Origin of the sequence: Alcanivorax limicola, assembly GCF_019931215.1 — a bacterium.
Lineage (GTDB): Bacteria > Pseudomonadota > Gammaproteobacteria > Pseudomonadales > Alcanivoracaceae > Isoalcanivorax > Isoalcanivorax limicola.
In genome coordinates, this window is record NZ_JAIOUB010000001.1 from 80607 (window position 1) to 102374 (window position 21768).

21 protein-coding genes are annotated in these 21768 nt (G+C 62.1%); 18 read left to right on the top strand and 3 right to left on the bottom strand.

From position 1 onward, the window contains the following. Window positions 1-25: 25 nt before the first annotated feature. Genes K8B33_RS00355 through K8B33_RS00365 form a run of 3 tightly spaced genes read right to left on the bottom strand, consistent with a single transcriptional unit; the run spans window position 26 to window position 3216 of the window. Window positions 26-1192 carry an acyl-CoA dehydrogenase family protein gene (locus K8B33_RS00355; RefSeq protein ID WP_223422025.1) on the bottom strand — a complete coding sequence of 389 codons (1167 nt, stop codon included), beginning with the start codon at window positions 1190-1192 and terminating at the stop codon, window positions 26-28. A 34-nt stretch (window positions 1193-1226) separates the two neighbouring features. Continuing rightward, window positions 1227-2051, bottom strand: a complete 825-nt coding sequence (locus K8B33_RS00360; RefSeq protein WP_223422027.1) for an FAS1-like dehydratase domain-containing protein — start codon at window positions 2049-2051, stop codon at window positions 1227-1229. 1 nt (window position 2052) lies between these two features. Continuing rightward, the gene (locus K8B33_RS00365) at window positions 2053-3216 is read right to left on the bottom strand and encodes a CaiB/BaiF CoA transferase family protein (RefSeq protein ID WP_223422030.1); all 1164 of its coding nucleotides are present in this window, start codon (window positions 3214-3216) and stop codon (window positions 2053-2055) included. Between the two features lie 350 nt (window positions 3217-3566). Here K8B33_RS00365 and K8B33_RS00370 point away from each other — a divergent pair, with 350 nt between their 5' ends. The 18 genes from K8B33_RS00370 (at window position 3567) to K8B33_RS00455 (ending at window position 21734) form a co-directional block, all read left to right on the top strand. Next, on the top strand, window positions 3567-4013 hold the full coding sequence (locus K8B33_RS00370) for a tripartite tricarboxylate transporter TctB family protein (protein ID WP_223422032.1): 447 nt from the start codon (window positions 3567-3569) through the stop codon (window positions 4011-4013). Between the two features lie 6 nt (window positions 4014-4019). Beyond that, window positions 4020-5510 (top strand): tripartite tricarboxylate transporter permease, encoded by a 1491-nt coding sequence (locus tag K8B33_RS00375; protein WP_223422035.1) that lies wholly within the window; start codon window positions 4020-4022, stop codon window positions 5508-5510. Window positions 5511-5604: 94 nt separating this feature from the next. After that, a complete protein-coding gene (locus K8B33_RS00380; RefSeq protein ID WP_223422037.1) occupies window positions 5605-6651 on the top strand; it encodes an AraC family transcriptional regulator in 1047 nt (348 codons plus the stop codon). Between the two features lie 133 nt (window positions 6652-6784). After that, window positions 6785-7969 carry a lipid-transfer protein gene (locus tag K8B33_RS00385; RefSeq protein WP_223422039.1) on the top strand — a complete coding sequence of 395 codons (1185 nt, stop codon included), beginning with the start codon at window positions 6785-6787 and terminating at the stop codon, window positions 7967-7969. Beyond that, window positions 7941-8405 (top strand): MaoC family dehydratase N-terminal domain-containing protein, encoded by a 465-nt coding sequence (locus K8B33_RS00390; protein ID WP_223422042.1) that lies wholly within the window; start codon window positions 7941-7943, stop codon window positions 8403-8405. The genes K8B33_RS00385 and K8B33_RS00390 overlap by 29 nt, the downstream gene beginning before the upstream one ends. A 16-nt stretch (window positions 8406-8421) precedes the next feature. After that, window positions 8422-8844: a MaoC family dehydratase gene (locus K8B33_RS00395; RefSeq protein WP_223422044.1), complete on the top strand. Its 423-nt coding sequence runs from the start codon at window positions 8422-8424 to the stop codon at window positions 8842-8844. 13 nt (window positions 8845-8857) lie between these two features. Next, window positions 8858-9679, top strand: coding sequence for an SDR family NAD(P)-dependent oxidoreductase (locus K8B33_RS00400; RefSeq protein WP_223422046.1), 822 nt, complete (start codon window positions 8858-8860; stop codon window positions 9677-9679). Window positions 9680-9687: 8 nt separating this feature from the next. Further along, on the top strand, window positions 9688-10848 hold the full coding sequence (locus K8B33_RS00405) for an acyl-CoA dehydrogenase family protein (protein ID WP_223422049.1): 1161 nt from the start codon (window positions 9688-9690) through the stop codon (window positions 10846-10848). 59 nt (window positions 10849-10907) lie between these two features. Beyond that, window positions 10908-12587 (top strand): long-chain-fatty-acid--CoA ligase, encoded by a 1680-nt coding sequence (locus K8B33_RS00410; protein ID WP_223422052.1) that lies wholly within the window; start codon window positions 10908-10910, stop codon window positions 12585-12587. Window positions 12588-12626: 39 nt separating this feature from the next. Beyond that, on the top strand, window positions 12627-13616 hold the full coding sequence (locus K8B33_RS00415; protein ID WP_223422055.1) for a Bug family tripartite tricarboxylate transporter substrate binding protein: 990 nt from the start codon (window positions 12627-12629) through the stop codon (window positions 13614-13616). Window positions 13617-13627: 11 nt separating this feature from the next. Beyond that, entirely contained in the window at window positions 13628-14470 is an 843-nt protein-coding gene (locus tag K8B33_RS00420; protein ID WP_223422057.1) for an SDR family oxidoreductase, read from the top strand. Between the two features lie 22 nt (window positions 14471-14492). After that, the gene (locus tag K8B33_RS00425) at window positions 14493-15275 is read left to right on the top strand and encodes an enoyl-CoA hydratase/isomerase family protein (protein ID WP_223422059.1); all 783 of its coding nucleotides are present in this window, start codon (window positions 14493-14495) and stop codon (window positions 15273-15275) included. Window positions 15276-15292: 17 nt separating this feature from the next. Continuing rightward, window positions 15293-16210, top strand: a complete 918-nt coding sequence (locus tag K8B33_RS00430) for an SDR family NAD(P)-dependent oxidoreductase (RefSeq protein WP_223422061.1) — start codon at window positions 15293-15295, stop codon at window positions 16208-16210. Window positions 16211-16252: 42 nt separating this feature from the next. Beyond that, window positions 16253-16639 (top strand): Zn-ribbon domain-containing OB-fold protein, encoded by a 387-nt coding sequence (locus K8B33_RS00435; protein WP_223422063.1) that lies wholly within the window; start codon window positions 16253-16255, stop codon window positions 16637-16639. Further along, the gene (locus K8B33_RS00440) at window positions 16636-17817 is read left to right on the top strand and encodes a thiolase (protein WP_223422065.1); all 1182 of its coding nucleotides are present in this window, start codon (window positions 16636-16638) and stop codon (window positions 17815-17817) included. Before K8B33_RS00435 ends, K8B33_RS00440 begins: the two co-directional genes overlap by 4 nt. A gap of 28 nt (window positions 17818-17845) precedes the next feature. Further along, window positions 17846-19000, top strand: a complete 1155-nt coding sequence (locus K8B33_RS00445; protein WP_223422067.1) for an acyl-CoA dehydrogenase family protein — start codon at window positions 17846-17848, stop codon at window positions 18998-19000. 94 nt (window positions 19001-19094) lie between these two features. Further along, on the top strand, window positions 19095-20489 hold the full coding sequence (locus tag K8B33_RS00450) for a hypothetical protein (protein WP_223422069.1): 1395 nt from the start codon (window positions 19095-19097) through the stop codon (window positions 20487-20489). Between the two features lie 258 nt (window positions 20490-20747). Continuing rightward, on the top strand, window positions 20748-21734 hold the full coding sequence (locus K8B33_RS00455) for a Bug family tripartite tricarboxylate transporter substrate binding protein (protein WP_223422072.1): 987 nt from the start codon (window positions 20748-20750) through the stop codon (window positions 21732-21734). The last annotated feature ends 34 nt before the right edge of the window (window positions 21735-21768 follow it).

Here is a 21768-nt window from a genome sequence, read left to right on the forward strand (position 1 = left end):
GGCATGCAATTCCCTGCGTTGTGATTCAGAACGAGCGCGGCAAGTCGAGCAGATGCTCGGACACATAGGACAGAATCAGGTTGGTGGAAATCGGTGCCACCTGATACAGCCGGGTTTCGCGGAATTTGCGTTCGACGTCGTACTCGCAGGCGAAGCCGAAACCGCCGTGGGTCTGCATGCAGGCGTTGGCCGCTTCCCACGAGGCCTTGGCGGCCAGGTACTTCGCCATATTGGCTTCGGCCCCGGCAGGTCGACCGGCGTCATACTCGGCGCACGCGCGCCAGCGCATCAGGTCGGCGGCCTCCACTTCGATATGCGCTTCGGCAATCGGAAACTGCACGCCCTGGTTCTGGCCGATGGGGCGGCCGAATACTTCGCGCTCGCGGGCATAGCGGCTGGCCTTGTCGATAAACCAGCGGCCATCGCCGATGCACTCGGCGGCAATCAGCGTGCGTTCCGCGTTCAGGCCGGAAAGGATATAGCGAAAGCCCTGGCCTTCTTCGCCAATCAGGCTGTCGGCGGGAATCTCCAGGTTGTCGAAGAACAGTTCATTGGTAACGTGATGCACCATGTTCTCGATGGGCTGTACGGTCATGCCGTTGCCGATGGCCTGGTGCAGATCCACCAGAAAGATCGACATGCCGTCGGTTTTCTTTTTCACCTCGGCCAGCGGTGTGGTGCGGGCCAGCAGAATCATCAGATCAGAATGTTGAATGCGCGAGATCCAGACCTTCTGGCCGTTGATGACGTACTTGTCACCTTTCTTCACCGCTGTGGTCTTGATCTTCGTGGTGTCGGTGCCGGTGGTCGGTTCGGTCACAGCCATGGATTGCAGCCGCAATTCGCCGGTGGCGAGTTTGGGCAGCACCTTCTGCTTCTGTGCCGCTGAGCCGTGCTTCAGCAGCGTGAACATGTTGTACATCTGGCCGTGGATGGTGCCGGAGTTGCCGCCGCAACGGTTCACTTCTTCCAGAATGACCGACGCCTCGGCCAGGCCCAGCCCGGAGCCGCCGTATTCTTCCGGGATCATCGCGGCGAGCCAGCCCGCCTGGGTCATGGCGGCGACAAAATCCACCGGGAACGCGTGTTGCTGATCAATGTCGCGCCAGTAGGCATCACCGAAATTGGCGCACAGGCCGCGCACGCCTTCGCGAATACTCTCGAGCGCGTCGTTGTCGTGGTACAGGGACATCAGGGTTCTCCTTGGGCAGCTATTCGTCGGGCAGCTATTCGGTAAAACGCAGCAGGCCGGTCTGGGCCAGGCCGTCGGCGTTGTCGATAAAGATGTCGGCTTCGCCGGGGGCACGCAGGCGACCACCGGCCCGGAAGGGGGTGGGCGCGATCATCGGGCGCACACCGCGAAACTGCATATGCGTGGGGGTGGCGCCGGGGTGGGCGCGGGTAAAGGCCTGCATCATCAGCGTGGCCATTAACGGGCCCTGGACGACCAGCCCGGGATAGCCTTCTGCGCCGGTGGTGTAGGGCAGGTCGTAATGGATGCGGTGGGCATTGAAGGTCACGGCGGCATAGCGGAACAACAACACCGGGTCGGGCGTGATGGCGTCATACCAGTCGCAGTCAGCCAGCGGCGCCGGTTCCCCGGCGCGCGGCGCGGTGGGCGCACGGTAGACGATGTCCTGTTGTTCCTCGATGGCCAGCGTGCCGTGTTGCGTGTAGCGATGCTGCAGCGTGACGAACAGCAGTGCGCCGCTGCGGCCCTGCTTTTCTTCGATGGCGGCGATGCGCGTGCGGCGCTCCGCCGGCAGGCCCACGCGCAAGGGCGCATGAAAATGCAGCTGGCTGCCGGCCCACATGCGATGGCGGTTTTCTGCGGGCGGCAAAAACGTGCCGCGTGCCGGGTGGCCATCGGGGCCGATGCCGGCGGCAGGCACCGGCGTCTGGAAGAAGGCCCAGTGCCACAGCCAGGGCAGGGCAGCGCCCACTGCGGGCGCAGGCTGGCCAAAGGTGGCCGCGACGCGGGCGGCGAGGGTGGCGTCCAGGGCATCGGCGCAGTGTTCCTCGCGGCCGATCCCGTCGTGGGCGGCGGCCACGTTAGCGCACCGCGCCAGCGCTGTGCAGCGCGTCGATGTCCGCGTCGGGCAGCCCGGCTTCGCGCAGTATGTCGCGGGTGTGCTCGCCGGGCAGCGGCGCGTGGCGATGCAGGGTGAACTGGAAGCGGCTCATGCGTACCGGGCAGGCCGCCTGAGTGACCGGCCCATAGGTCGGGTGCTCGGTTTCCAGCACCATGTCGCGGGCGCGGAACTGTTCGTGTTGCAGGGCTTCTTCCAGCTTCAGCACCGGCGTCACGCAGCAGTCGTTGTCGCGGAAGCGTTCGTTCCAGGCGGCCTGATCCTGGCTGGCAAACAGCGTTGTCAGTTCGGCATGCACCGCGCGGTTGATCGCCGGGTCCGGGCTGCGGTGTTGCGCCTTGAGGTCCGGGCGCTCGATCAGGTCGCAGAAGCGGTCCCAGAACTTGCGCTCCAGGGCGCCCACGGCCATGAAGCGGTTGTCGCGGGTGCGGTACAGACCATAGCAGGGCAGGCCGCCGGACAGGGTGTCGCCGCCCGCCGGGTAGGTATGGCCGTGGGTGCCCAGCGTGGCCAGCGGCATGACGGCGTGGGCCAGCACGCCATCGCTGATGGCCAGGTCCACATAACGGCCGCGCCCGCTGCGGGCGGCGTCAAACAGCGCAGCCTGAATGCCCATCATGGCCGTCAGGGAACCGCCCATCAGGTCGGCCAGGGGCACGTTGGACAGGGCCGGGGAGTGGGCATCAAAACCGATCTGGTCGGCCACCCCGGCGTAGCCGCAGTAATTGAGATCATGGCCGGGGGCATCACGGAAAGGCCCGGTCTGGCCGTAGCCGCTGATGCTGCAATACACCAGCTTCGGATTGATCTGTGCCAGTGCCTCGTAGCCCACGCCAAGACGTTCCGCCACGCCGGGGCGGAAGCCCTCGATCAACACATCGGCGTCGCGTGCCAGGCGCAGGAAGGCGTCCAACCCGGCGGGCTGCTTCAGATTGATGCGGATGGCACGTTTGTTCCGATTGATCAGTGCCCGAAGAATCGGCGGCACATAATCGCCGGCGCCGGTATCCTCGACCTTGATGACATCGGCCCCCAGGTCGGCCAGATGCAGGCTGCATACCGGCCCCGGCAGCAGGCGAGTCAGGTCCAGCACGCGGATACCGTGCAGTGGCGGTTGGTCAGTCATAAGTGCTTCCCCGGAATACTGGTGTCCCGGCGAGTGTAGGAAGGGCATGGTGGGGCGCCAATGGCGAAACAGCTTGGAAATGATTGGCGTGATCGATCAATTCAGGGAGTGGCAGATTCTGTCATCTTTTTTTGATGCATCTGGCCATTGTTGATCTGCCTCGCCAGTCACAAGCTTCGACGTATCGGTTGCCGGGCCATTGCCGGGCACAGTGACGGCAGGGGTGTTGCCGGGTCCGTGCGCTACGGATCATGCCGGGTTCAGGCCCGCGCACGGCCATCCCTGCAGAATAACAAGGCTTGCACGCGAGAGAGATCGTGCAGGCGAGACTATGCAGGAGAAGCGCCCGTATGCTGAAACGTCTCAACGTGCCCGAAATCACCGGCGCCGCCTTCGTGCTGTTGCTGGGCGTGGCCGTCATCGTGCTCGCCCGGGAGTACCCGCTGGGTTCGCTGAGCCGCATGGGCTCTGGCTACTTTCCGATCATTCTCGGGGTGCTGCTGATCCTGATGGGGCTGGTGCTGGTGTGGGAGGTCATGTTCGCCCCGCCCGCCGAAGGCGAGGCCTTCCCGTTCCGGCCGGTCATCATGGTCTCACTGGGCATCATGACGTTCGCTTTCCTGGTGGAGCGTCTCGGCATGGTGCCGGCCATCGGTGCGCTGGTGGGGTTGTCCGGCATGGCGGAGTCGCCGCTGCGTCCGTTGACGCTGCTGGTCATCGCCCTGGTCATGTCGCTGTTGGGGGTGCTGCTGTTCATTCGCGCGCTCGGCATGCCGCTGTCTGCGTTCGGGGGATAACCGATTATGGAAATGCTCTCGAATTTTGGCCTCGGCCTGAGTACCGCCATCACGCCGGAAGCGCTGCTGTTCTGTCTTATCGGTGTCACCGTGGGCACCTTCGTCGGTGTGTTGCCGGGTGTGGGGGCCATGGCGGCCATCTCGCTGGCACTGCCGATGACGTATCACCTTGACCCCACCTACGCCTTGATCATGCTGGCCGGGATTTTTTACGGATCACAGTATGGCGGCTCGACGGCGGCGATTCTGCTGAATCTGCCGGGGAGTGTGACCAATGCCGTGACCTGCCTGGACGGCTATCCCATGGCGCGCAATGGCAAGGCGGGTGTCGCCCTGTTTGTGACCGCGATTGCCTCGTTCATTGGCAGCTCCTTTGCCATCGTCATTGTCATGGGCTTTGCGCCGATGATCGCCGAGGCCGCGCTGAGCTTCAGTTCCTATGAATATTTTGCGGTCATGCTGATGGGGCTGATTGCCGCCTCGACGCTCTCCAGCGGGTCCCCCGCCAAGGGATTGGCGGCGGTGATTCTCGGGGTGCTGATCGGCATCATCGGCACCGACGTGACCAGTGGGCAATACCGCTATACCTTTGGCCTGCAGGGGCTCAGTGATGGCGTCAACCTGATTGCCATTGCCATGGGGCTGTTCGGGATTTCCGAAATTCTCTCCAATATCGGCCAGCGTGCGGCCCCCCGCGTGGGCAAGGTCACCTTGCGCTCCATGTTTCCGAATCGGGAAGAATGGCGCCGCATCTGGGCGCCGGCGGGGCGTGGTTCGGTGGTCGGCTCAGCCATCGGCGCACTGCCCGGCATCGGGCCGACGCTGTCGGCCTTCATGGCCTATCTGCTCGAGAAAAAAGTGTCGCGCACGCCTGAACGTTTCGGGCAGGGCCAGCTTGAGGGCGTCACAGCGCCGGAAGCGGCGAATAATGCCGCTGTTCAATCCGGTTTTATTCCCACCCTGAGCCTGGGTATTCCCGGGGATGCGGTCATGGCCTTGCTGCTGGGCGCCATGATGATCCACGGCATCGTGCCCGGCCCGCTGTTCATGACCGAGTATCCGGAGATGTTCTGGGGGCTGATCATGAGCTTCTGGATCGGCAATATTCTGCTGCTGGTATTGAATATTCCGCTCAATGGTTTGTGGGTGCGCATCCTCGCCATTCCCTACCATGTGCTGTACCCGGCCATTCTGGTGTTTATCTGCATCGGTGTGTATAGCGCCAGAAACAATGTCTTCGATATTTATGTGGCGCTGTTCTTCGGTGTGCTGGGCTATCTGATGAATCGGTTGCGTTATCCCTCGGCGCCCTTGCTGCTGGGCTTCGTACTGGGGCCGCTGCTGGAAGAGCACTTCCGGCGCAGCATGCTGCTTTCGCGCGGCGAGTTCGGTGTGTTTCTGGATCGACCGATCAGTGCCACCTTCCTGGCTGCCACGGCCCTGATGCTGCTGTACGCGGTATACCTGTTGCTGCGTCAGTGGCGCGCACGTCAATAATACCAAGTGCGCATTGAGTCTGCCGGTGGCAGCGCGCAATATCGAGGTGGCGCGGGTTCGCCCCGCTACCGCCGCCTGAAAAAGGGTGAAGGCCATGTCTGCTGAAATCGAGTCTGGAACCACGCGTCACACCATACCGATCTATCAGGTGACTGAAATCCTGCAAGGGGCGCGGGAACAGGGGCTGGATATCGATGCCATGTTGTTACGTGCCGATATCTCGCCCGCGTTGCTGGCGTCACCGCTGTCCCGTGTTTCACAACGTCAGTACGCACGCCTGATTCGTGTCATGCGCTACAACATGCGCGATGAAAGTTTCGGGCTCTGCTCGCAGCCCGTGCGCATTGGTGCGTTCGCCTACATGTCCCGGAATCTCATTCGAGCGGGCAACCTCGGCGAAGCCATGCGTGAGGGCTTTGCGTTCTATCACATGATGATCGGCGATTTCGTGATGCGCTTGTCGATCAAGAATGATGTGGCGCGTGTGCGTGTCGTCCACAAAGGCCCGCCAGACACCATGGGCTGTTATGCCGAACGCGTATTCCTGTTTTTTGCCATGGGCTTGTCGTCCTGGCTGGTGGCGCGCCGGTTGCCCTTGTTGCGTGTGTATTATCCCGCCGCCGAAAAGGAGCGGGATGCGTATGTGAAAATGCTGTTTCAGGCGCCGGTCAAATACCAGGATGGCGAACTCGGATTTGATCTGGAGGCGCGCTGGCTGGATTTGCCGGTCGTGCAGAACCTGATGAGCCTGCGCGCATTTCTGCGCCAGGCACCGGCCAGTCTGCTGGTGAAGTACCGTGATCAAACGAGCCTGACGGAACGTATCAGGCGTTTGTTGCGTCGACATCTGAGCACCGAAATGCCAACGCTCGAAGAGGTCGGTTCGGTATTTGGTGTCACGCCGCAGACCTTGCGTCGCCGCTTGCGCGCGGAAGGGCAGACGTATCAATTGCTGAAAGACAGCCTGCGGTGCGATGCGGCCATCGAACTGCTGGGCCGCGCGGATATGTCGCTGGTGGACATCGCGGCGATGGTCGGCTTTTCCGAACCCAGCACGTTTCATCGTGCGTTCAAGAAGTGGACCGGCTTGCCGCCGGGCGAATACCGCAGCCGCAGTTTGCGTGAAGTGGAAACCTATTGAAATGCTGGCCGCTTTCGCCAATTCATTTGAAACAAAGCGCCATTGTTGAAACCCCCTCCCGAACTCACTCTATACCCATGTTGTTACTCGGCCTGTCCCATGGCGGTCAGGCCCACATCGAGGAGGGGTTCCCTTGAACCAGAAAGTACATGTTGTCGGCGTTGGCATGATTCCATTCAGCAAGCCCGGCGCCAGCGATGATTATCCGATCATGGGCGAGCAGGCGACCCGCGCGGCGCTCGCGGATGCCGGTCTTGATTATGGCAAGGTGCAGCAAGCGTTTGTGGGCTACGTGTACGGGGATTCCACCAGTGGCCAGGCGGCGGTGTATCGCACCGGTCTGAGCGGCATTCCGGTTTTCAACGTCAACAACAATTGTGCGTCGGGTTCTTCGGCGTTGTTCCTGGCGCGCCAGGCGGTCGAAAGTGGCGCGGTAGAGTGTGCCTTGGCGCTGGGCTTCGAGCAGATGACGCCGGGCGCGTTGAAGGGCGCCTACGAAGATCGCCCTTCCCCGGTGGCCCGTTTTCAGGATGTGATGACCGGGCTGCAAGGGTACGACGAGACGGCGCCCCGCGCGGCGCAATTTTTCGGCGGCGCCGGCCGTGAATACATGCAGCGTTTTGGCGCCCGTGCCGACACCTTTGGCCGCATCGCGGTCAAGGCACGCCAGCATGCTGCCAACAATCCCTATGCCGTATTTCGTCAGCAGCTTTCACTGGAAGAGGTGATGGGCGCGCCGATGATCTTTGATCCGCTGACCCGCTTCCAGTGCTGCCCGCCCACCTGTGGTGCGGCGGCGGCCATTGTCTGCTCCGCAGCGTTTGCCCGCCGCCATGGTCTGAATACGGATGTAGTGATTGCCGGGCAGGCCATGACCACGGATACGGAAAGCACCTTCAACAGCGGCGATATGCGTCGCGTGGTCGGCTATGACATGACCCGTGCAGCGGCCGATGCCGTATTCGAACAGGCGGGCATCGGTCCGGAAGCGGTGCAAGTGGTGGAGCTGCATGACTGCTTTACCGCCAACGAGCTGATTACCTATGAGGCGCTGGGCCTGACCGCTGAAGGCAGTGCGGAGAAGTTTATTCTCGACGGCGATAACACCTACGGCGGTCGCGTGGTGACGAATCCCTCCGGCGGTCTGCTTTCCAAAGGGCACCCACTGGGCGCCACCGGGCTGGCGCAATGCACCGAGCTGGTCTGGCAGTTGCGCGGTACCGCTGATAAACGTCAGGTCGAAGGTGCCCGTGTGGCCCTGCAGCACAATCTGGGGCTGGGAGGCGCCTGTGTCGTCACCTTGTATCGCCATGATTGATACGACGTTCATTGGTGCCGCCTTGCCGGTCTTCAGTGCGGACGTGGACGCCGGACGCCTGCGCTTCTTTGCCAAGGCCATCGGCCAGCAGGACCCGATCTATCGGGACGAGGCCGCCGCGCAAGCGGCGGGCTTTGCGGGTATCCCGGTGCCGCCGACCTTTCTGTTCTGCCTGGAGATGGAGTCGCCGAACCCGGCGGCCTTGCGCGAAATGTTGAACATCGATATCGGCCGCGTACTCCACGGTGAACAACAGTTTGTGTATCACGCCCAGGCCTATGTGGGTGATCGCCTCACCTTCACGCCGCATATCGCGGATATCTATGCCAAGAAAGGTGGCGCGCTGGAGTTTGTGGTGCGGGAAACGCAGGTCACCAACCAGCACGGTGTGCGGGTGGCGGCGCTGCGCTGTGTCACGGTGGTGCGCAATGACTGAGACAGCGGAGAACGCGATGACAGCCATTGATTATGACCTGCTGCACGTGGGTGACACGCTGCCGGTGCTGGTGACGGCACCGGTCAGCCGCCTGGATCTGGCGCTCTACTGTGGTGCCTCGGGCGACCATAACCCGATCCATGTGGATATCGACTTTGCCCGCCAGGCCGGTATGGACGATGTCTTTGCCCACGGCATGTTGTCCATGGCCTTTCTGGGGCGGCTCCTGACTGATTGGGTGCCACAGCACCAGCTGCGTACCTGGAGCGTGCGTTTCGTGGCCATTACCCATGTGGGCGATGCGATTACCTGCCAGGGCGAAGTGGCAGAAAAATTCGAGCAGGACGGGGAGCGGCGGGTGCGCCTGGCCCTGACCACGCGCAACCAGCATGACGACATCAAACTCAAGGGCGAGGCCGTGATCGGCTTCCCCGTCTGAGCGGAGAACAGCGATGAGCAAGTTGCAAGGCAAAGTGGCTATCGTATCCGGATCGGGGCGTGGCATCGGGCGCGAGATCGCCCTGAAGCTGGCCAGTGAAGGGGCCGCGGTGGTGGTTAACGATCTGGATGCGGCCCCGGCGGAAGAGACCGTGACAGACATTATCCAGGCCGGCGGCAAGGCCGTGGCGTGTGTCGGCAGTGTCACCGATGTGGATTTCGCTGAGCGTTTTGTCAATACCGCGATCAATGAGCTGGGCGGGCTGGACATTATTGTCAATAACGCCGGCTACACCTGGGACAGCGTGATCCAGAAGATGACCGATGAGCAATGGCAGGCGATTCTGGATGTTCACCTGACGGCACCGTTCCGCATCTTGCGCGCAGCATCGGGCTATATGCGCGAGCAGGCCAAAAAGGAAGCCGAGGCGGGACAAGAGGTGTTCCGCAAGGTGGTCAATATTTCCTCCATTTCCGGCCTCATGGGTAATGCGGGCCAGAGCAACTATTCGGCTGCCAAGGCAGGTATTGTCGGGCTGACGCGCACCCTGGCCAAGGAGTGGGGCCGCTACAAGGTCAACGTCAACAGTGTGGCCTATGCGCTGATCAGCACGCGGCTGACCCAGGCCACGGAAGAAGAGAAAACCGTGGATATTGAAGGCCGCAAGATTCGCGTCGGCGTCAAGTCGGCCAACCTCAAGGCGGCGGAGGCCTCGATTCCCCTCGGGCGTGCGGGCACGCCGGAAGAAGCGGCGGGTGCGGTGTATCTGTTCTGCATTCCCGAGTCCAATTATGTCAGCGGGCAGTCACTGATCTGTGGCGGCGGCCGACCCTGAGGTGTGTGATGCATAACGACCAGCATAACTGGATGGATGAGGATCTGATGATCTTCCGGGATGCGACACGGAAGATCTTCGAAAATGAATTTGCGCCGCTCGAGGCGCGCTGGATCAGTCAGAAACGGACTGATCGCGAGGTCTGGAACATGCTCGGGCAGTACGGTCTGCTGTGCGCCAGTATTCCACAAGAATACGGCGGCGCTGGTGGTTCGTTCGCCCACGAGGTGGTTATCTGCGCCGAGCAGTCCAGAGCCATGATCAGCAGCTTCAGCCTGAATGTGCACAGTGCCATCGTGGCGCACTACATTCTCAATCACGGCACCGAGGCGCAGAAGCAGCAGTGGCTGCCGCGCATGGCGGCAGGCGAGCGCGTGGCGGCGATTGCCATGAGCGAGCCGGGCGCCGGTTCGGATCTGCAAGCGATCCGTACCACGGCGCGTCGTGAGGGCGATGAGTATGTGATCAATGGCTCCAAAACGTTTATCACCAACGGTTATCACGCCGACCTGGTGTGCGTCGTGGCGCGCACGGATACGCAGGCACCGGGCGCGCGCGGCATTTCACTGCTGATGGTGGAAACCCGCGACCTGCCGGGATTCCGGCGCGGCAAGTTGCTGGAAAAGATCGGCCAGCAGGGCCAGGACACGGCAGAGCTGTTTTTTGATGAGGTGCGTATCCCGGCTGCCAACCTGCTGGGCGGTGAAGAAGGCAAGGGCTTTCCGCAACTGATGCAGGAACTGCCACGCGAACGTTTACTGATCGCCGTCGGTGCCATGTCGGTCATGGAACGCGCTGTGCGCGAAACGGTCGCCTATGTCAGAGAGCGCAAGGTATTCGGGCAGCGCCTGATGGACATGCAGAACACCCGCTTCAAGCTCGCCGAGTGCCAGACCCGTGCCCGCGCCGCGCGCGTATTCGTGAATGACTGTATCGGCAAGGCCCTGCGCGGCGAGCTGGATGTGGCGACGTCGGCCATGGCCAAGTGGTGGGTCACCGAGACCAATTGCCAGGTGATCGACGAGTGCCTGCAGTTGCACGGCGGCTACGGTTTCATGACCGAATACCCGATTGCGCGCATGTATACGGATGCCCGGGTGGGGCGTATCTATGGCGGTTCCAACGAAATTATGAAGGAACTGGTGGCCCGCTCCCTGGATCGGGACTGACAGACCTGCACGCACAGACAAGAACAATGCGCACACAAGAAAACAGCACTGGAGTGAACATGGGCAACGCACACTATCGTTTCTGGCCAAAGGGCCTGCCGCATACCTTGCAGGTGCCGGATGTCACGTTGTGCCGCAACCTTGAGGATGCGGCGGCGCGCTATCCCCGGCGCCCGGCGGTGATTTTTTACGACGGTGTGCTCACCTATGGCCGCTTCGCGGAGGAGGTCTCCTGGCTGGCTGGTTACCTGCAACAGCAATGGGGCGTCACGCGGGGCGATCGGGTGGTGCTGTTCAGCCAGAACTGCCCGCAATATTTCATTGCCTACTATGCGGTGCTCACACTCGGCGCTGCGGTCGTGCCGGTGAATGCCATGAGCACCACCCAGGAACTGGATTACTTTGTTCGCGACAGTGGCGCCCGCGTTGCGCTGCTGGCCCAGGAAATGTACGAGCGCGCACGGCCACTGGTGGATGACGGGCTGCTCGACCATCTGTTGATTCATACCTATGCCGACTACATTGGCGCGCAATGCGAACTGGTGGTGCCTGACTGGGTGCAGATGTCGCGGCGCCGCATTGACGATCCGGTCGTCGCGCACTGGCAGGAAGCGCTGACGGCGCGCCGTCATCCGACACCGGAGCGCTTCGGCCCGGAGCAGATGAGCATTCTGCCCTATACCTCGGGCACCACCGGACATCCCAAGGGCTGCATTCACAGCCATCGCTCGGTCATGAGCGCCATTGCGGGCTCCGCCATCTGGCGTGGGTTGCACGCGGAAACCGTATTCCTGTCGGTCGCGCCGCTGTTTCATTTGCTGGGCATGCAGAATGGCATGAACTTGCCGGTGCTGCTGGGCGCCACGGTCGTCATGCTGCCGCGCTGGGATGAAGACACCGCTGCCGCGCTGATCGAGAAATACCGCGTCAGCTTCTGGTCAGCCACCCCCGCCATGCTGGTGGACTTTTTTTCCAATCCGGCAGTGCGCCGCCACGACCTGTCCAGCCTGGCGCTGTTATCCGGCGGCGGCGCGGCCATGCCGGAAGCGGTGTCGCAGATGTTGCGCGAAGACTATGGCATCTACTTCAACGAAGCCTACGGGTTAACGGAAACCGCCGCCTTCCTGCATGGCAATCCAGTGCGTCGTGGCAAGCCCCAGTGCCTGGGCATGCCGGCTTTCGGTGTGGATTCCCGCATTGTTGACCCGGACACGCTGGAGGAACTGCCCACCGGCGAGGTGGGCGAGTTGATCACCCACGGTGATCAGGTCATGCAGGGCTACTGGAACAATCCGGAGGCCGACCGGGACGCGTTTATCGAGCGCGATGGCAAGCGTTTCTTCCGCACCGGCGACCTCGCCTGTGTCGATGACGAAGGCTATTTCTTCATGCGCGACCGGCTCAAACGCATGATCACCGTGTCCGGCTACAAGGTCTGGCCCGCCGAGGTGGAAAACGCCTTGTATGCCCATGGCGATATTCAGGAAGGCTGCATCGTCAGTGTGCCGGACCGGCGCAGTGGCGAGGCGGTCAAAGCCATCATCGTGTTGCGGCCGGAATGTCGCGATCTGGTGAGCGAGCAGGACATTATCGCCTGGTGTCGCGCCAATATGGCGGTGTACAAGGCGCCACGCTATGTGGAGTTCCGCTCAAGCCTGCCGCGTTCCGCCACCGGCAAGATCCAGTGGCGCGCGTTGCAGGAAGAACAGGACCGGACTTACGACCAGACCGGTAGCTGATTGCTGCCGAATGATAATGACAAACGGGAGGTTTATCCCATGCTACTGACAAGGTTGCTGACAACATCAATGAAGGCGCTTGCTGCGCTGCTGACCGTATGCCTGCTGAGTGTGTCCAGCCTGGCGATGGCGGATTACCCGGAACGCACCATTCGCATCATCGTGCCGTACCCCGCCGGGGGCGCGACCGACACGCTGGCCCGGCAGATTGCCCAGGGCATGTCCGAGACCTGGGGGCAATCGGTGATCGTGGACAACCGGCCCGGTGCCAGCGGTATTACTGGCAGCAATCAGGTGGCGCGCAGCCGCAAGGATGGCTACACCTTGCTGATGGGCATTGTGGCGTTGGCCCAGCTGCCCGCGCTGCATGCCAACCTGCCGTTCGATGTCGCCGAGGACTTCGCGCCGCTGACCGAAGTGGCGCGCTCACAAAACCTGCTGGTGGTGCCCAAGTCCCACGGCATCGCGACCTTCGAGGAACTGCTGGCGCGGGTGAAAGCGGAGCCGGGCGAGCACAGCTATGGCTCCTACGGCAACGGCACTTCGGCGCATATCTATGGCGAGATGCTGAAACAGCAGACCGGTATGGATCTGGTGCATATCCCGTACCGGGGCGCGGCGCCGCTGATTACCGATGTGCTGGGTGAGCGATTGACCCTGGGCATTGTCGATGCCGGATCGGTGCGCGCGCATCTGGATTCCGGGCGCTTCAATGTCATCGCCGTGACCGGTGCCGAGCGCTCGGAACTGGTGCCCGAGGTGCCGACGCTGGGTGAACTGGGGCTGGAGAACTTCGACCCCTATGGCTGGTTTGGCATGTTCGCCCCGGCTGGCGTGCCCGAGCCGATCCTTGAGACCTTGTCTACAGAGATTGCCCGCATCATTCACTCCGACGAGGTCTCCGAGGTCATGCGCGGCTTTGGCCTGCGTCCGGTGGGCAATGACCGGGAAACCTTTGCCGAAACGGTGCGCAGTGACCTGGACGTGTGGACCTCGGTGATCGAGCAGACCGGCATCCGCATCGAATGAGCGAGGGCAGTATGAGCAGTTCAGATAACGCACAGCCGTATGCGTCGGCGCTGGATTTCAGTGGGCGGCATGTGTTTGTCGCCGGCGGCAGCAGTGGCATCAACCTGGCCATCGGCGAGGCCTTTGCACGGCAGGGCGCGCGCGTAACGCTGGTCAGCCGTTCTGCCGAGCGTGTGGAAGCGGCCGCCGACGGGCTGCGCCAGCACGGCGCCGAAGCGCAGGGTATCAGCGCCGACGTGCGCGATTATGCGGCCATGCAGGCGGCGCTGCAGCAGGCCTCGGACGCCTTCGGTCCGCTGGATGTGCTGATCTCCGGGGCCGCCGGTAATTTTCTGGCCCCGGCCACCGGCATGTCCGAGAACGGCTTCCGCACGGTCATCGATATCGACCTCAACGGCACCTTCAATGTCTTGCGCGGGGCGCACGCGTTCCTGCGCAAACCGGGAGCGGCGGTGCTCAACATCTCGGCGCCGCAGGCGTTCAATCCCACGGCCTTTCAGGCGCATGTGTGCGCCGCCAAGGCCGGGATCGACATGCTGACCCGCGTGCTGGCCATCGAGTGGGGCGAGGCGGGGATACGCATCAACTCCCTTGTGCCGGGGCCGATCGGGGACACCGAAGGCCTGCGCCGTCTGGCGCCGTCGGCGGACACGCTGCAAGCGATGGCGGACACGGTGCCGCTGCGGCGTCTGGGTAACACCCGTGAGATTGCCGATATGGCCCTGGTGCTGTGCTCGCCGCTGGCCAGTTTCGTCACCGGCGCCGTGCTTACCGTGGATGGCGGCAGCTCGTTGCTGGGCGGCCGTGACTATACCGAGGCCTACGCCGCGTCGCGGCAGGCCCGCAATCAGTGAGAAAACCATCAGTGAGAAAACCATGAACGCCACACGTTACTCAGTGGAACAGGGCGTGGCCGTGCTCGAGCTGAACCGGCCGGAGCGGCGTAATGCCCTGAACGAAGCCATGCGCGATGAACTGCGCGATACGGTGACCCGATTGCGCAGCGATCGTGATGTGCATGCGCTGGTGCTGGCGGGTGCCGGCGGCGCCTTCTGCGCCGGGGGCGATCTCAAGGGCATCAGCAGCGCCGGACTGGATAACGAAGGCTGGCGCAATCGCATGGCGGATCTGCACAGCTGGCTGAAGGATCTGCTGCTGCTGGATCGGCCGGTGATTGCTGCAGTGGATGGCCCGGCCTATGGCGCCGGGTTCAGTCTGGCGCTGGCCGCCGATTTTATTGTCGCCACACCGCGCGCGCGTTTCTGCATGTCGTTCATGCGCGTGGGCGCGGTGCCGGATCTCGGGGCCTTTTACACCTTGCCGCGCATTGTCGGCCCGCGCCGGGCGCGCGAACTGATGTTGTCCACCCGTGAGATCGATGCCGAGGAAGCTCTGGCGCTGGGGATTGTCAGCGAGATCGTGCCGGTGGCGCAGTTACGTGACCGGGCCCTGGCATTGGCGGCCAGTTTCGAGGGTGCCTCGCCGCTGGCCGTGTCACTGATCAAACGCGCGGTGACTGCCTCGAGCACCAGTGACCTGTCCACGATGCTGGATATTGAAGCGGTCTCGCAATCGCTGGTGTTTGGCGGTGCTTACCACCACGAAGCGATCGCGCGCTTTCTGAACAAACAGCCGGCGATGTTTCGCTGGCCTGAATGAGTACGAGGAACCTTGTCATGTCAGATTCAGCGTTGCTGGAAGGAAAAGTCATTGTGGTCACCGGCGCCGGTGGCGGTATCGGCCGCGACATTGCGTTGTCGGCAGCCAGCCAGGGCGCGCGCGTGGTGGTCAACGATATCGGTGCATCGCTCGCGGGCGACGGCCTCGATGCCGGTCCGGCGCAGCAGGTGGTGGATGAGATTATCCGCGCCGGTGGCGAAGCGGTGGCGAGCACGGACAGTGTCTCCGACGCCGCCAGTGCTGAGCAGATTATCGGCGCCGCGCTGGATACCTTCGGGCGCATTGATGGCATCGTCAACAATGCCGGTATTTTGCGTGATCGCTTCTTTCACAAGATGGCGGAACCGGAATGGGACGCCGTGATTCGAGTGCATCTGTATGGCGCCTACTACGTCAGCCGCGCTGCGGCGCCGCATTTCAAGGCACAGGGCAGCGGTGCCTATGTGCACATGACCTCGACGTCGGGCCTGATCGGTAATCTCGGCCAGGCCAACTATTCAGCGGCCAAGCTGGGCGTGGTGGCGTTATCCAAATCCATCGCGCTGGACATGCAGAAATTCAACGTGCGTTCAAACAGCATCGCGCCTTTTGCCTGGAGCCGCATGACCGGATCGGTGCCGACGGAAACGCCGGAAGAGAAGCGGCGCGTCGAGCGCTTCAAGCAGATGACACCGGCGAAGATTGCGCCGCTGGCAGTCACGCTGTTGAGCGATGCATCCGCTATCAGCGGCCAGATCTTTGCGGTGCGCAATAACGAAATCCTGCTGATGAGCCAGCCGCGCCCGGTGCGCTCTGTGCATCGCAGTGAAGGCTGGACCCCGCAGACCGTGCTGGACCATGCACTGCCCGCGCTGGAGGCGTCCTGCTATCCGCTGGAACGCTCCGGCGATGTGTTTTGCTGGGACCCGGTGTAACGGACGCCTTGTTGGCGAGTGCAGCGTTTTTGGAGAGCACAGATGAGTGACAACGAAACAGGCGTACAGAGGGCCTGGCAGGCCAGGCTGGATCAGGGTGAGTTCATGCTGCAGCAGTGCGGTGCCTGTGATCGGCATGTCTTCTACCCGCGTGAACTTTGCCCCCACTGCGGCGCGGACGCGTTGTCGTGGGTGCCCGCCTCGGGCCAGGGCACGGTTTATTCGGTGACCACCGTGCGGCGCAAGGACGAAGCGGGCGGCGACTATAACGTGTCGCTGGTGGATCTGGATGAGGGCGTTCGCATGATGAGTCGCGTCGAGGGCGTGGCGCCGGAGGCGGTGCATATCGGCATGCGCGTAACGGCCCATGTCGGCATGAAAGACGGCCAGGCGCTGGTGCTGTTTACAACGCCAGGAGAGCAGCAATGACCCAGAATATTGATCCCTCACTGCGTGGCAGTGTTGCCATCGCCGGGGCGGCAACCTTCGGGTGCGGCAAGGTGCCCGGTTATACCGATATGGAATTGCTGGCCGGTGCCGCCAAGCGCGCCGTGGCCGACGCCGGGCTGACCATGCAGGACATTGATGGTCTGTGCACGGCCAGTGTGACCGCCACCATGTGGCCGATGGCCGTGGTGGAACACCTGGGCATCCGTCCGGGCTTTATTGACGGCACCATGCTAGGCGGTTCCAGTTTTATCGCGCACCTGATGCCGGCCATGCTGGCGCTGCAGAGCGGCCAGTGCAATGCGGTGCTGGTGTGTTATGGCAGCGCGCAGCGCTCGTCCACTTTCAACCGCCGCGAAATTGTTGCCAGCCGCCGGATGCTCGATCCGCAACCCTATGAGCATCCCTACGATCCGATACTGCCGCCCTCGGCCTATGCCTTGTCGGCGGCGCGGCACATGCATGAGTACGGCACGACGCGTGAGCAACTGGCCGAGGTGGCGGTGGCGGCGCGGCAATGGGCGCAACGTCATCCTGGCGCCTACGATCGCGCCCCGCTGTCCCTGCAGGATGTGCTGGATGCCCGCATGGTGTCGGACCCGCTGACCGTGCGGGATTGCTGTCTGGTCACCGACGGCGGCGGCGCCTATGTGCTGGTCCGCGCCGAACGCGCGAAGGATCTGCCGCGTCCGCCGGTCTATGTGCTGGGCAATGGCACCGCTTGCTGGAACCGTCAGATTTCCTCAATGGAGGACCTGACCGTGACGGCTACGGTGGATTCCGGCCGTGCCGCCTTCGCCATGGCCGGGCTGACGCCGCAGGACATCCAGGTGGCACAGCTGTATGACGCCTTCACCATCAATACGTTGCTGTTTCTGGAAGACCTCGGTTTCTGCAAGAAAGGCGAGGGCGGTGCCTTCGTGGAAAACGGCGGCATCGCGCCCGGTGGCCACTTGCCGGTGAATACCAACGGTGGCGGCCTGTCCTGGGGGCACCCGGGCATGTACGGCATTTTTGCGCTGATTGAAGCGGTGCAGCAGTTGCGTGGCGAATGCGGCGATCGTCAGATCGCGGGCGTGCAGACAGCGCTGGCCCACGGCAATGGCGGCACCCTGTCGAGCCAGTCCACGGCGATTCTTGGCACCGCCGAGACGTTATAACTTATTCAGCAGAATGCGAGAGTGTCCCATGATTCGTGACCAGGAAATGATGAACGCCTTTCTCGATACGGTATCCAGCTTCGTGCGTGACACGCTGGTGCCCAATGAGGATCTTGTAGCAGAAACCGACGCCATTCCGGAATCCATCGTTGCGCAAATGAAAGACATGGGCCTGTTCGGCCTGACCGTGCCCGAGGCCTACGGTGGGCTGGAACTGACCATGGAAGAAGAGTCCCTGGTGATGTTCGAACTGGGCAAGACCTCCCCTGCGTTTCGCTCACTGATCGGCACCACGGTGGGTATCGGTTCCCAGGGCATCCTGATGGATGGCACAGAGGAGCAGAAGCAAGCCTGGTTGCCGCGCCTGGCATCGGGAGAGGTGATCGCCTCGTTTGCCCTGACCGAACCGGGCTCAGGCTCGGACGCCGCCTCGATTCGTACCGCCGCAGTGCGCGACGGCGACGAGTATGTGATCAACGGCACCAAGCGTTTTATCACCAACGCGCCCCACGCGGGGGTATTTACCCTGATGGCGCGCACGAATCCGGACGACAAGGGCGCAGGTGGTATTTCAGCCTTTATCGTTGACGCCCGCACGCCGGGTATCAGCTTCGGCAAGAACGACCGCAAGATGGGCCAGCGAGGCGCGCACACCTGCGACGTCATTTTTGAAGACTGTCGTGTGCCCGCCGCCAATATCATTGGCCTTCAGGAAGGCCGGGGCTTCAAGACGGCGATGAAGGTGCTGGACAAGGGCCGTATTCATATTGGCGCCATCTGCGTCGGCGTGGCCGAGCGCATGCTGAATGATGCCCTGAATTACGCCATCGAGCGCCAGCAGTTCGGCCAGCGTATTGCCGATTTCCAGTTGGTGCAGGCGATGCTGGCAGACAGCAAGGCTGAACTCTATGCGGCCCGAAGCATGGTGCTGGATGCGGCCCGCCGCCGTGATCTGGGTGAGGACATCGTGACCGAAGCTGCCTGCTGCAAGATGTACGCCTCGGAAATGTGTGGGCGCGTGGCGGATCGCGCCGTGCAGATCTTCGGTGGCGCCGGGTACATGACGGAATACGGTATCGAGCGCTTCTACCGTGATGTGCGTTTGTTCCGTATTTATGAAGGGACAACCCAGATTCAGCAGATCATCATCGCCCGGAATATGGTGCGGGCGGCGACGGCCTGATACGACACCATGCATGGCAGCCTGGCCGGCGTTGCGTAGAGCTCGCCGGCCTTTTTTGTTGGTGCAGGGCAGAAGATAGAGAGGAGTGGCGGGAATGCGGGTGCTGTTACTACCAGTGGTAATGCTTTCCACCATCAGCTATCAGCTGACGGGCTGGATGCCACTGGCGATTCCCGGATTTGTGGCGCTGGTGCTGTATCTGCTGAGCGAGTGGCCGCGGCTGGGAAACATTCCGCGTACCGTCCTGGTCGCTGCCGTCTTTGTGCTGTGCATCTTCTTCTTGCGGATGCCCGCGCCACAACAGGCATTGCTTGAAGGCTTTGGCCGCGCCGCCTGGTTCGCTACGTTTCTTGCGGCGCTGTCCTACCTGCGTGAGGCTGCTGAAACCTCGCCATTGGTGCGACAGTGCGGCCGCGTCATCATCAATCAACCGCCAACCAAGCGTTACGCTACCCTGAGCGCGGGCTCGCTCATGATTGGCGTACTGCTGAACATGGCGGTGCTGAATCTTCTCGGAGTCATGGCGCGACGCGCCAACAGCCTGGTGCTGGCGGGAGGCGATAGCGAAGTCCGTGCCGCACGGACCCGGCGCATGTCGACGGCGATCACCCGAGGCTTCTCTACATCGCCGCTGGGGTCACCGCTGACCATGACCATGGCGGTGATTCTTTCGGTTTTCCCGGCATTGCAGTGGTGGCGATTCTGGCCTTTGGGATTGGGTGCCACGGTGCTGCTGATGCTGCTGGGCATTTTTCTGGATCGGCGTGATGCACCCCGTCATCTGGTGGGTCGTATACCGGCGCTCACCGCCGGGCCGGAGAGCGGGCATCCGGTGTTGCGTTTTTTGTTGCTGGTGGGCGCGGTGTTCATCGCAGCGGTGCTGGTGGAGCAATGGCTGCAGGTCACACTGGCACTGGCCATTCTTCTGGTTGCCCCTGTTGCGGCATTGATCTGGCTGACAATGCAGTTTCGCCGTTTCGGTCCTGGCCGTGGCTTCCTGTTTTCGCTGACGCGTCTTCGACGACGCGCGCCTGCTCAGTTCAGTGGTTTGCGTGCAGAAACGGCGGTGTTATGCGCCGGTGCATTAATGGGGACCCTGGTGGCTGCCATGCTGCCGGTGCATGCCTTTGCCGATGCCATGGCACACGTGGGGTTGCATGGGCTGCCGGTCGCATTGCTGGTGCTGGTGCTCATGACAGCGCTGCCGCAGCTGGGCCTGAACCCGATACTGGTCGCCACAATACTGCTGGCCTCTATGGCGCAGCCAGCAGTGTTCGGCATTTCTGCAGAGCTGCTGGCATTGAGTATTGCCAGCGGATGGGCACTGGCCGTGAGTTGCTCGCCCGTGGCCACCACCGTGCTGATCAGTAGCCAGTTGATTGGTGTCAGCCCACAAACATTGGGTTGGCGCTGGAATGGCGTCTATGTCGCCGTCGGGGTGTTGGTATGTGCGTTATGGCTGTCGTTGGCGAATTATTTTTTCCTCTAGTTCGCTTTGTGTGACGTCATATCTTCTGGTGTTACCTCGGGTAACAGCTTCCGCAAAGGGGCATGTAGCGGCGCTTTGCCGTGCTCTTTCTGATGCAGATTATTTTCCGGTTTATGCCGGGCATGACGAAAACCTCAAAAAATTTCCGGTTCGGCCTGTTTGGCCAATGGGAACTGATCGAAACCGCCATTGTGACTGACCGGTCCCGGTTTCACTATGAGGCACATATCAAGAAAAACCTGCTTGAAGGAGCATTTCATGATGCGGATAACACAAGCACCATTACAGATTCTGGCCAGCCTGGCCTTGGCAATTTCCGTGCTGGTTTCCCCCGTTCTGGCAAGCACTGCCTACCCGGAAAAACCGATACGCGTCGTGGTGCCTTTCCCGCCCGGTGGCGCGACGGATTCACTGGCCCGCGTGCTGGGTGATTTCATGAGCCGCGATCTCGGGCAGCCGATCATTGTGGACAATCGTTCTGGTGCGGGTGCAATGATCGGCGCCGAAGCCGTCGTCAATGCAAGCGCCGATGGATACACCTTGCTGCTGACCATCTCTTCGCTGATTCAGGCGCCTCATCTTCTCAGCAAGCCACCGTTTGACCCGGTTGAAGATCTGGTGCCTGTAGCACAGCTTGTTACGACGCCGCTTGTGGTCACGGTACTTTCCAGGTCGGGCATTACTACGCCGGAAGAGCTGGTGGCACGCGTCAAGGCCGAGCCGCGCAGCCATGTTTATGGCAGTTACGGTGCCGGCTCCTCCGGGCATCTTTATATGCATGCCTTTACGGAGCAAACGGATCTGGATTGGGTGCATGTGCCTTATCGCGGCGAAGCGCCTTCCGTTACCGATCTGCTCGGCGGACAGATCACCGCCGTGATCATGTCCGGTGTGGGGGCGGTGCCGCACGTGCGCAGTGGCAGGATGAACGCGCTGGCTGTCACAGGCCCGGACCGCATGCCCGCGATGCCGGACGTACCGACATTCGAAGAGTTGGGCTATGAGCGCATGTCGACGCGCGGCTGGTTCGGATTCTTCGGCCCGAAGGGACTGGACCCGGAAATCGCATCGCGTGTGTCCGACAGCGCCATGAAAGCATTGCAAGACCCTGCCGTTATCGAACGTATCGAGAATCTTTCGCTGATCATTGATCCGCTTCCTGGTGCGGAGTTTGCGCCGGTTGTCAAACGTGACAACGCCATGTGGCGCGACATCATCCAGGAAGTCGGTGTGCAACTCGACTGACCGGACGAGCTGACAGCATTTATCTGATCTAGTG

What these genes read in the sequence shown, in the direction of transcription:
- K8B33_RS00355 (WP_223422025.1), bottom strand. Translation starts at nt 1,192, where the DNA reads ATGTCCCTGTACCACGACAACGACGCGCTCGAGAGTATTCGCGAAGGC.
- K8B33_RS00365 (WP_223422030.1), bottom strand. Translation starts at nt 3,216, where the DNA reads ATGACTGACCAACCGCCACTGCACGGTATCCGCGTGCTGGACCTGACT.
- K8B33_RS00370 (WP_223422032.1), top strand. Translation starts at nt 3,567, where the DNA reads ATGCTGAAACGTCTCAACGTGCCCGAAATCACCGGCGCCGCCTTCGTG.
- K8B33_RS00375 (WP_223422035.1), top strand. Translation starts at nt 4,020, where the DNA reads ATGGAAATGCTCTCGAATTTTGGCCTCGGCCTGAGTACCGCCATCACG.
- K8B33_RS00380 (WP_223422037.1), top strand. Translation starts at nt 5,605, where the DNA reads ATGTCTGCTGAAATCGAGTCTGGAACCACGCGTCACACCATACCGATC.
- K8B33_RS00395 (WP_223422044.1), top strand. Translation starts at nt 8,422, where the DNA reads ATGACAGCCATTGATTATGACCTGCTGCACGTGGGTGACACGCTGCCG.
- K8B33_RS00400 (WP_223422046.1), top strand. Translation starts at nt 8,858, where the DNA reads ATGAGCAAGTTGCAAGGCAAAGTGGCTATCGTATCCGGATCGGGGCGT.
- K8B33_RS00405 (WP_223422049.1), top strand. Translation starts at nt 9,688, where the DNA reads ATGCATAACGACCAGCATAACTGGATGGATGAGGATCTGATGATCTTC.
- K8B33_RS00410 (WP_223422052.1), top strand. Translation starts at nt 10,908, where the DNA reads ATGGGCAACGCACACTATCGTTTCTGGCCAAAGGGCCTGCCGCATACC.
- K8B33_RS00415 (WP_223422055.1), top strand. Translation starts at nt 12,627, where the DNA reads ATGCTACTGACAAGGTTGCTGACAACATCAATGAAGGCGCTTGCTGCG.
- K8B33_RS00420 (WP_223422057.1), top strand. Translation starts at nt 13,628, where the DNA reads ATGAGCAGTTCAGATAACGCACAGCCGTATGCGTCGGCGCTGGATTTC.
- K8B33_RS00425 (WP_223422059.1), top strand. Translation starts at nt 14,493, where the DNA reads ATGAACGCCACACGTTACTCAGTGGAACAGGGCGTGGCCGTGCTCGAG.
- K8B33_RS00430 (WP_223422061.1), top strand. Translation starts at nt 15,293, where the DNA reads ATGTCAGATTCAGCGTTGCTGGAAGGAAAAGTCATTGTGGTCACCGGC.
- K8B33_RS00435 (WP_223422063.1), top strand. Translation starts at nt 16,253, where the DNA reads ATGAGTGACAACGAAACAGGCGTACAGAGGGCCTGGCAGGCCAGGCTG.
- K8B33_RS00440 (WP_223422065.1), top strand. Translation starts at nt 16,636, where the DNA reads ATGACCCAGAATATTGATCCCTCACTGCGTGGCAGTGTTGCCATCGCC.
- K8B33_RS00445 (WP_223422067.1), top strand. Translation starts at nt 17,846, where the DNA reads ATGATTCGTGACCAGGAAATGATGAACGCCTTTCTCGATACGGTATCC.
- K8B33_RS00450 (WP_223422069.1), top strand. Translation starts at nt 19,095, where the DNA reads ATGCGGGTGCTGTTACTACCAGTGGTAATGCTTTCCACCATCAGCTAT.
- K8B33_RS00455 (WP_223422072.1), top strand. Translation starts at nt 20,748, where the DNA reads ATGATGCGGATAACACAAGCACCATTACAGATTCTGGCCAGCCTGGCC.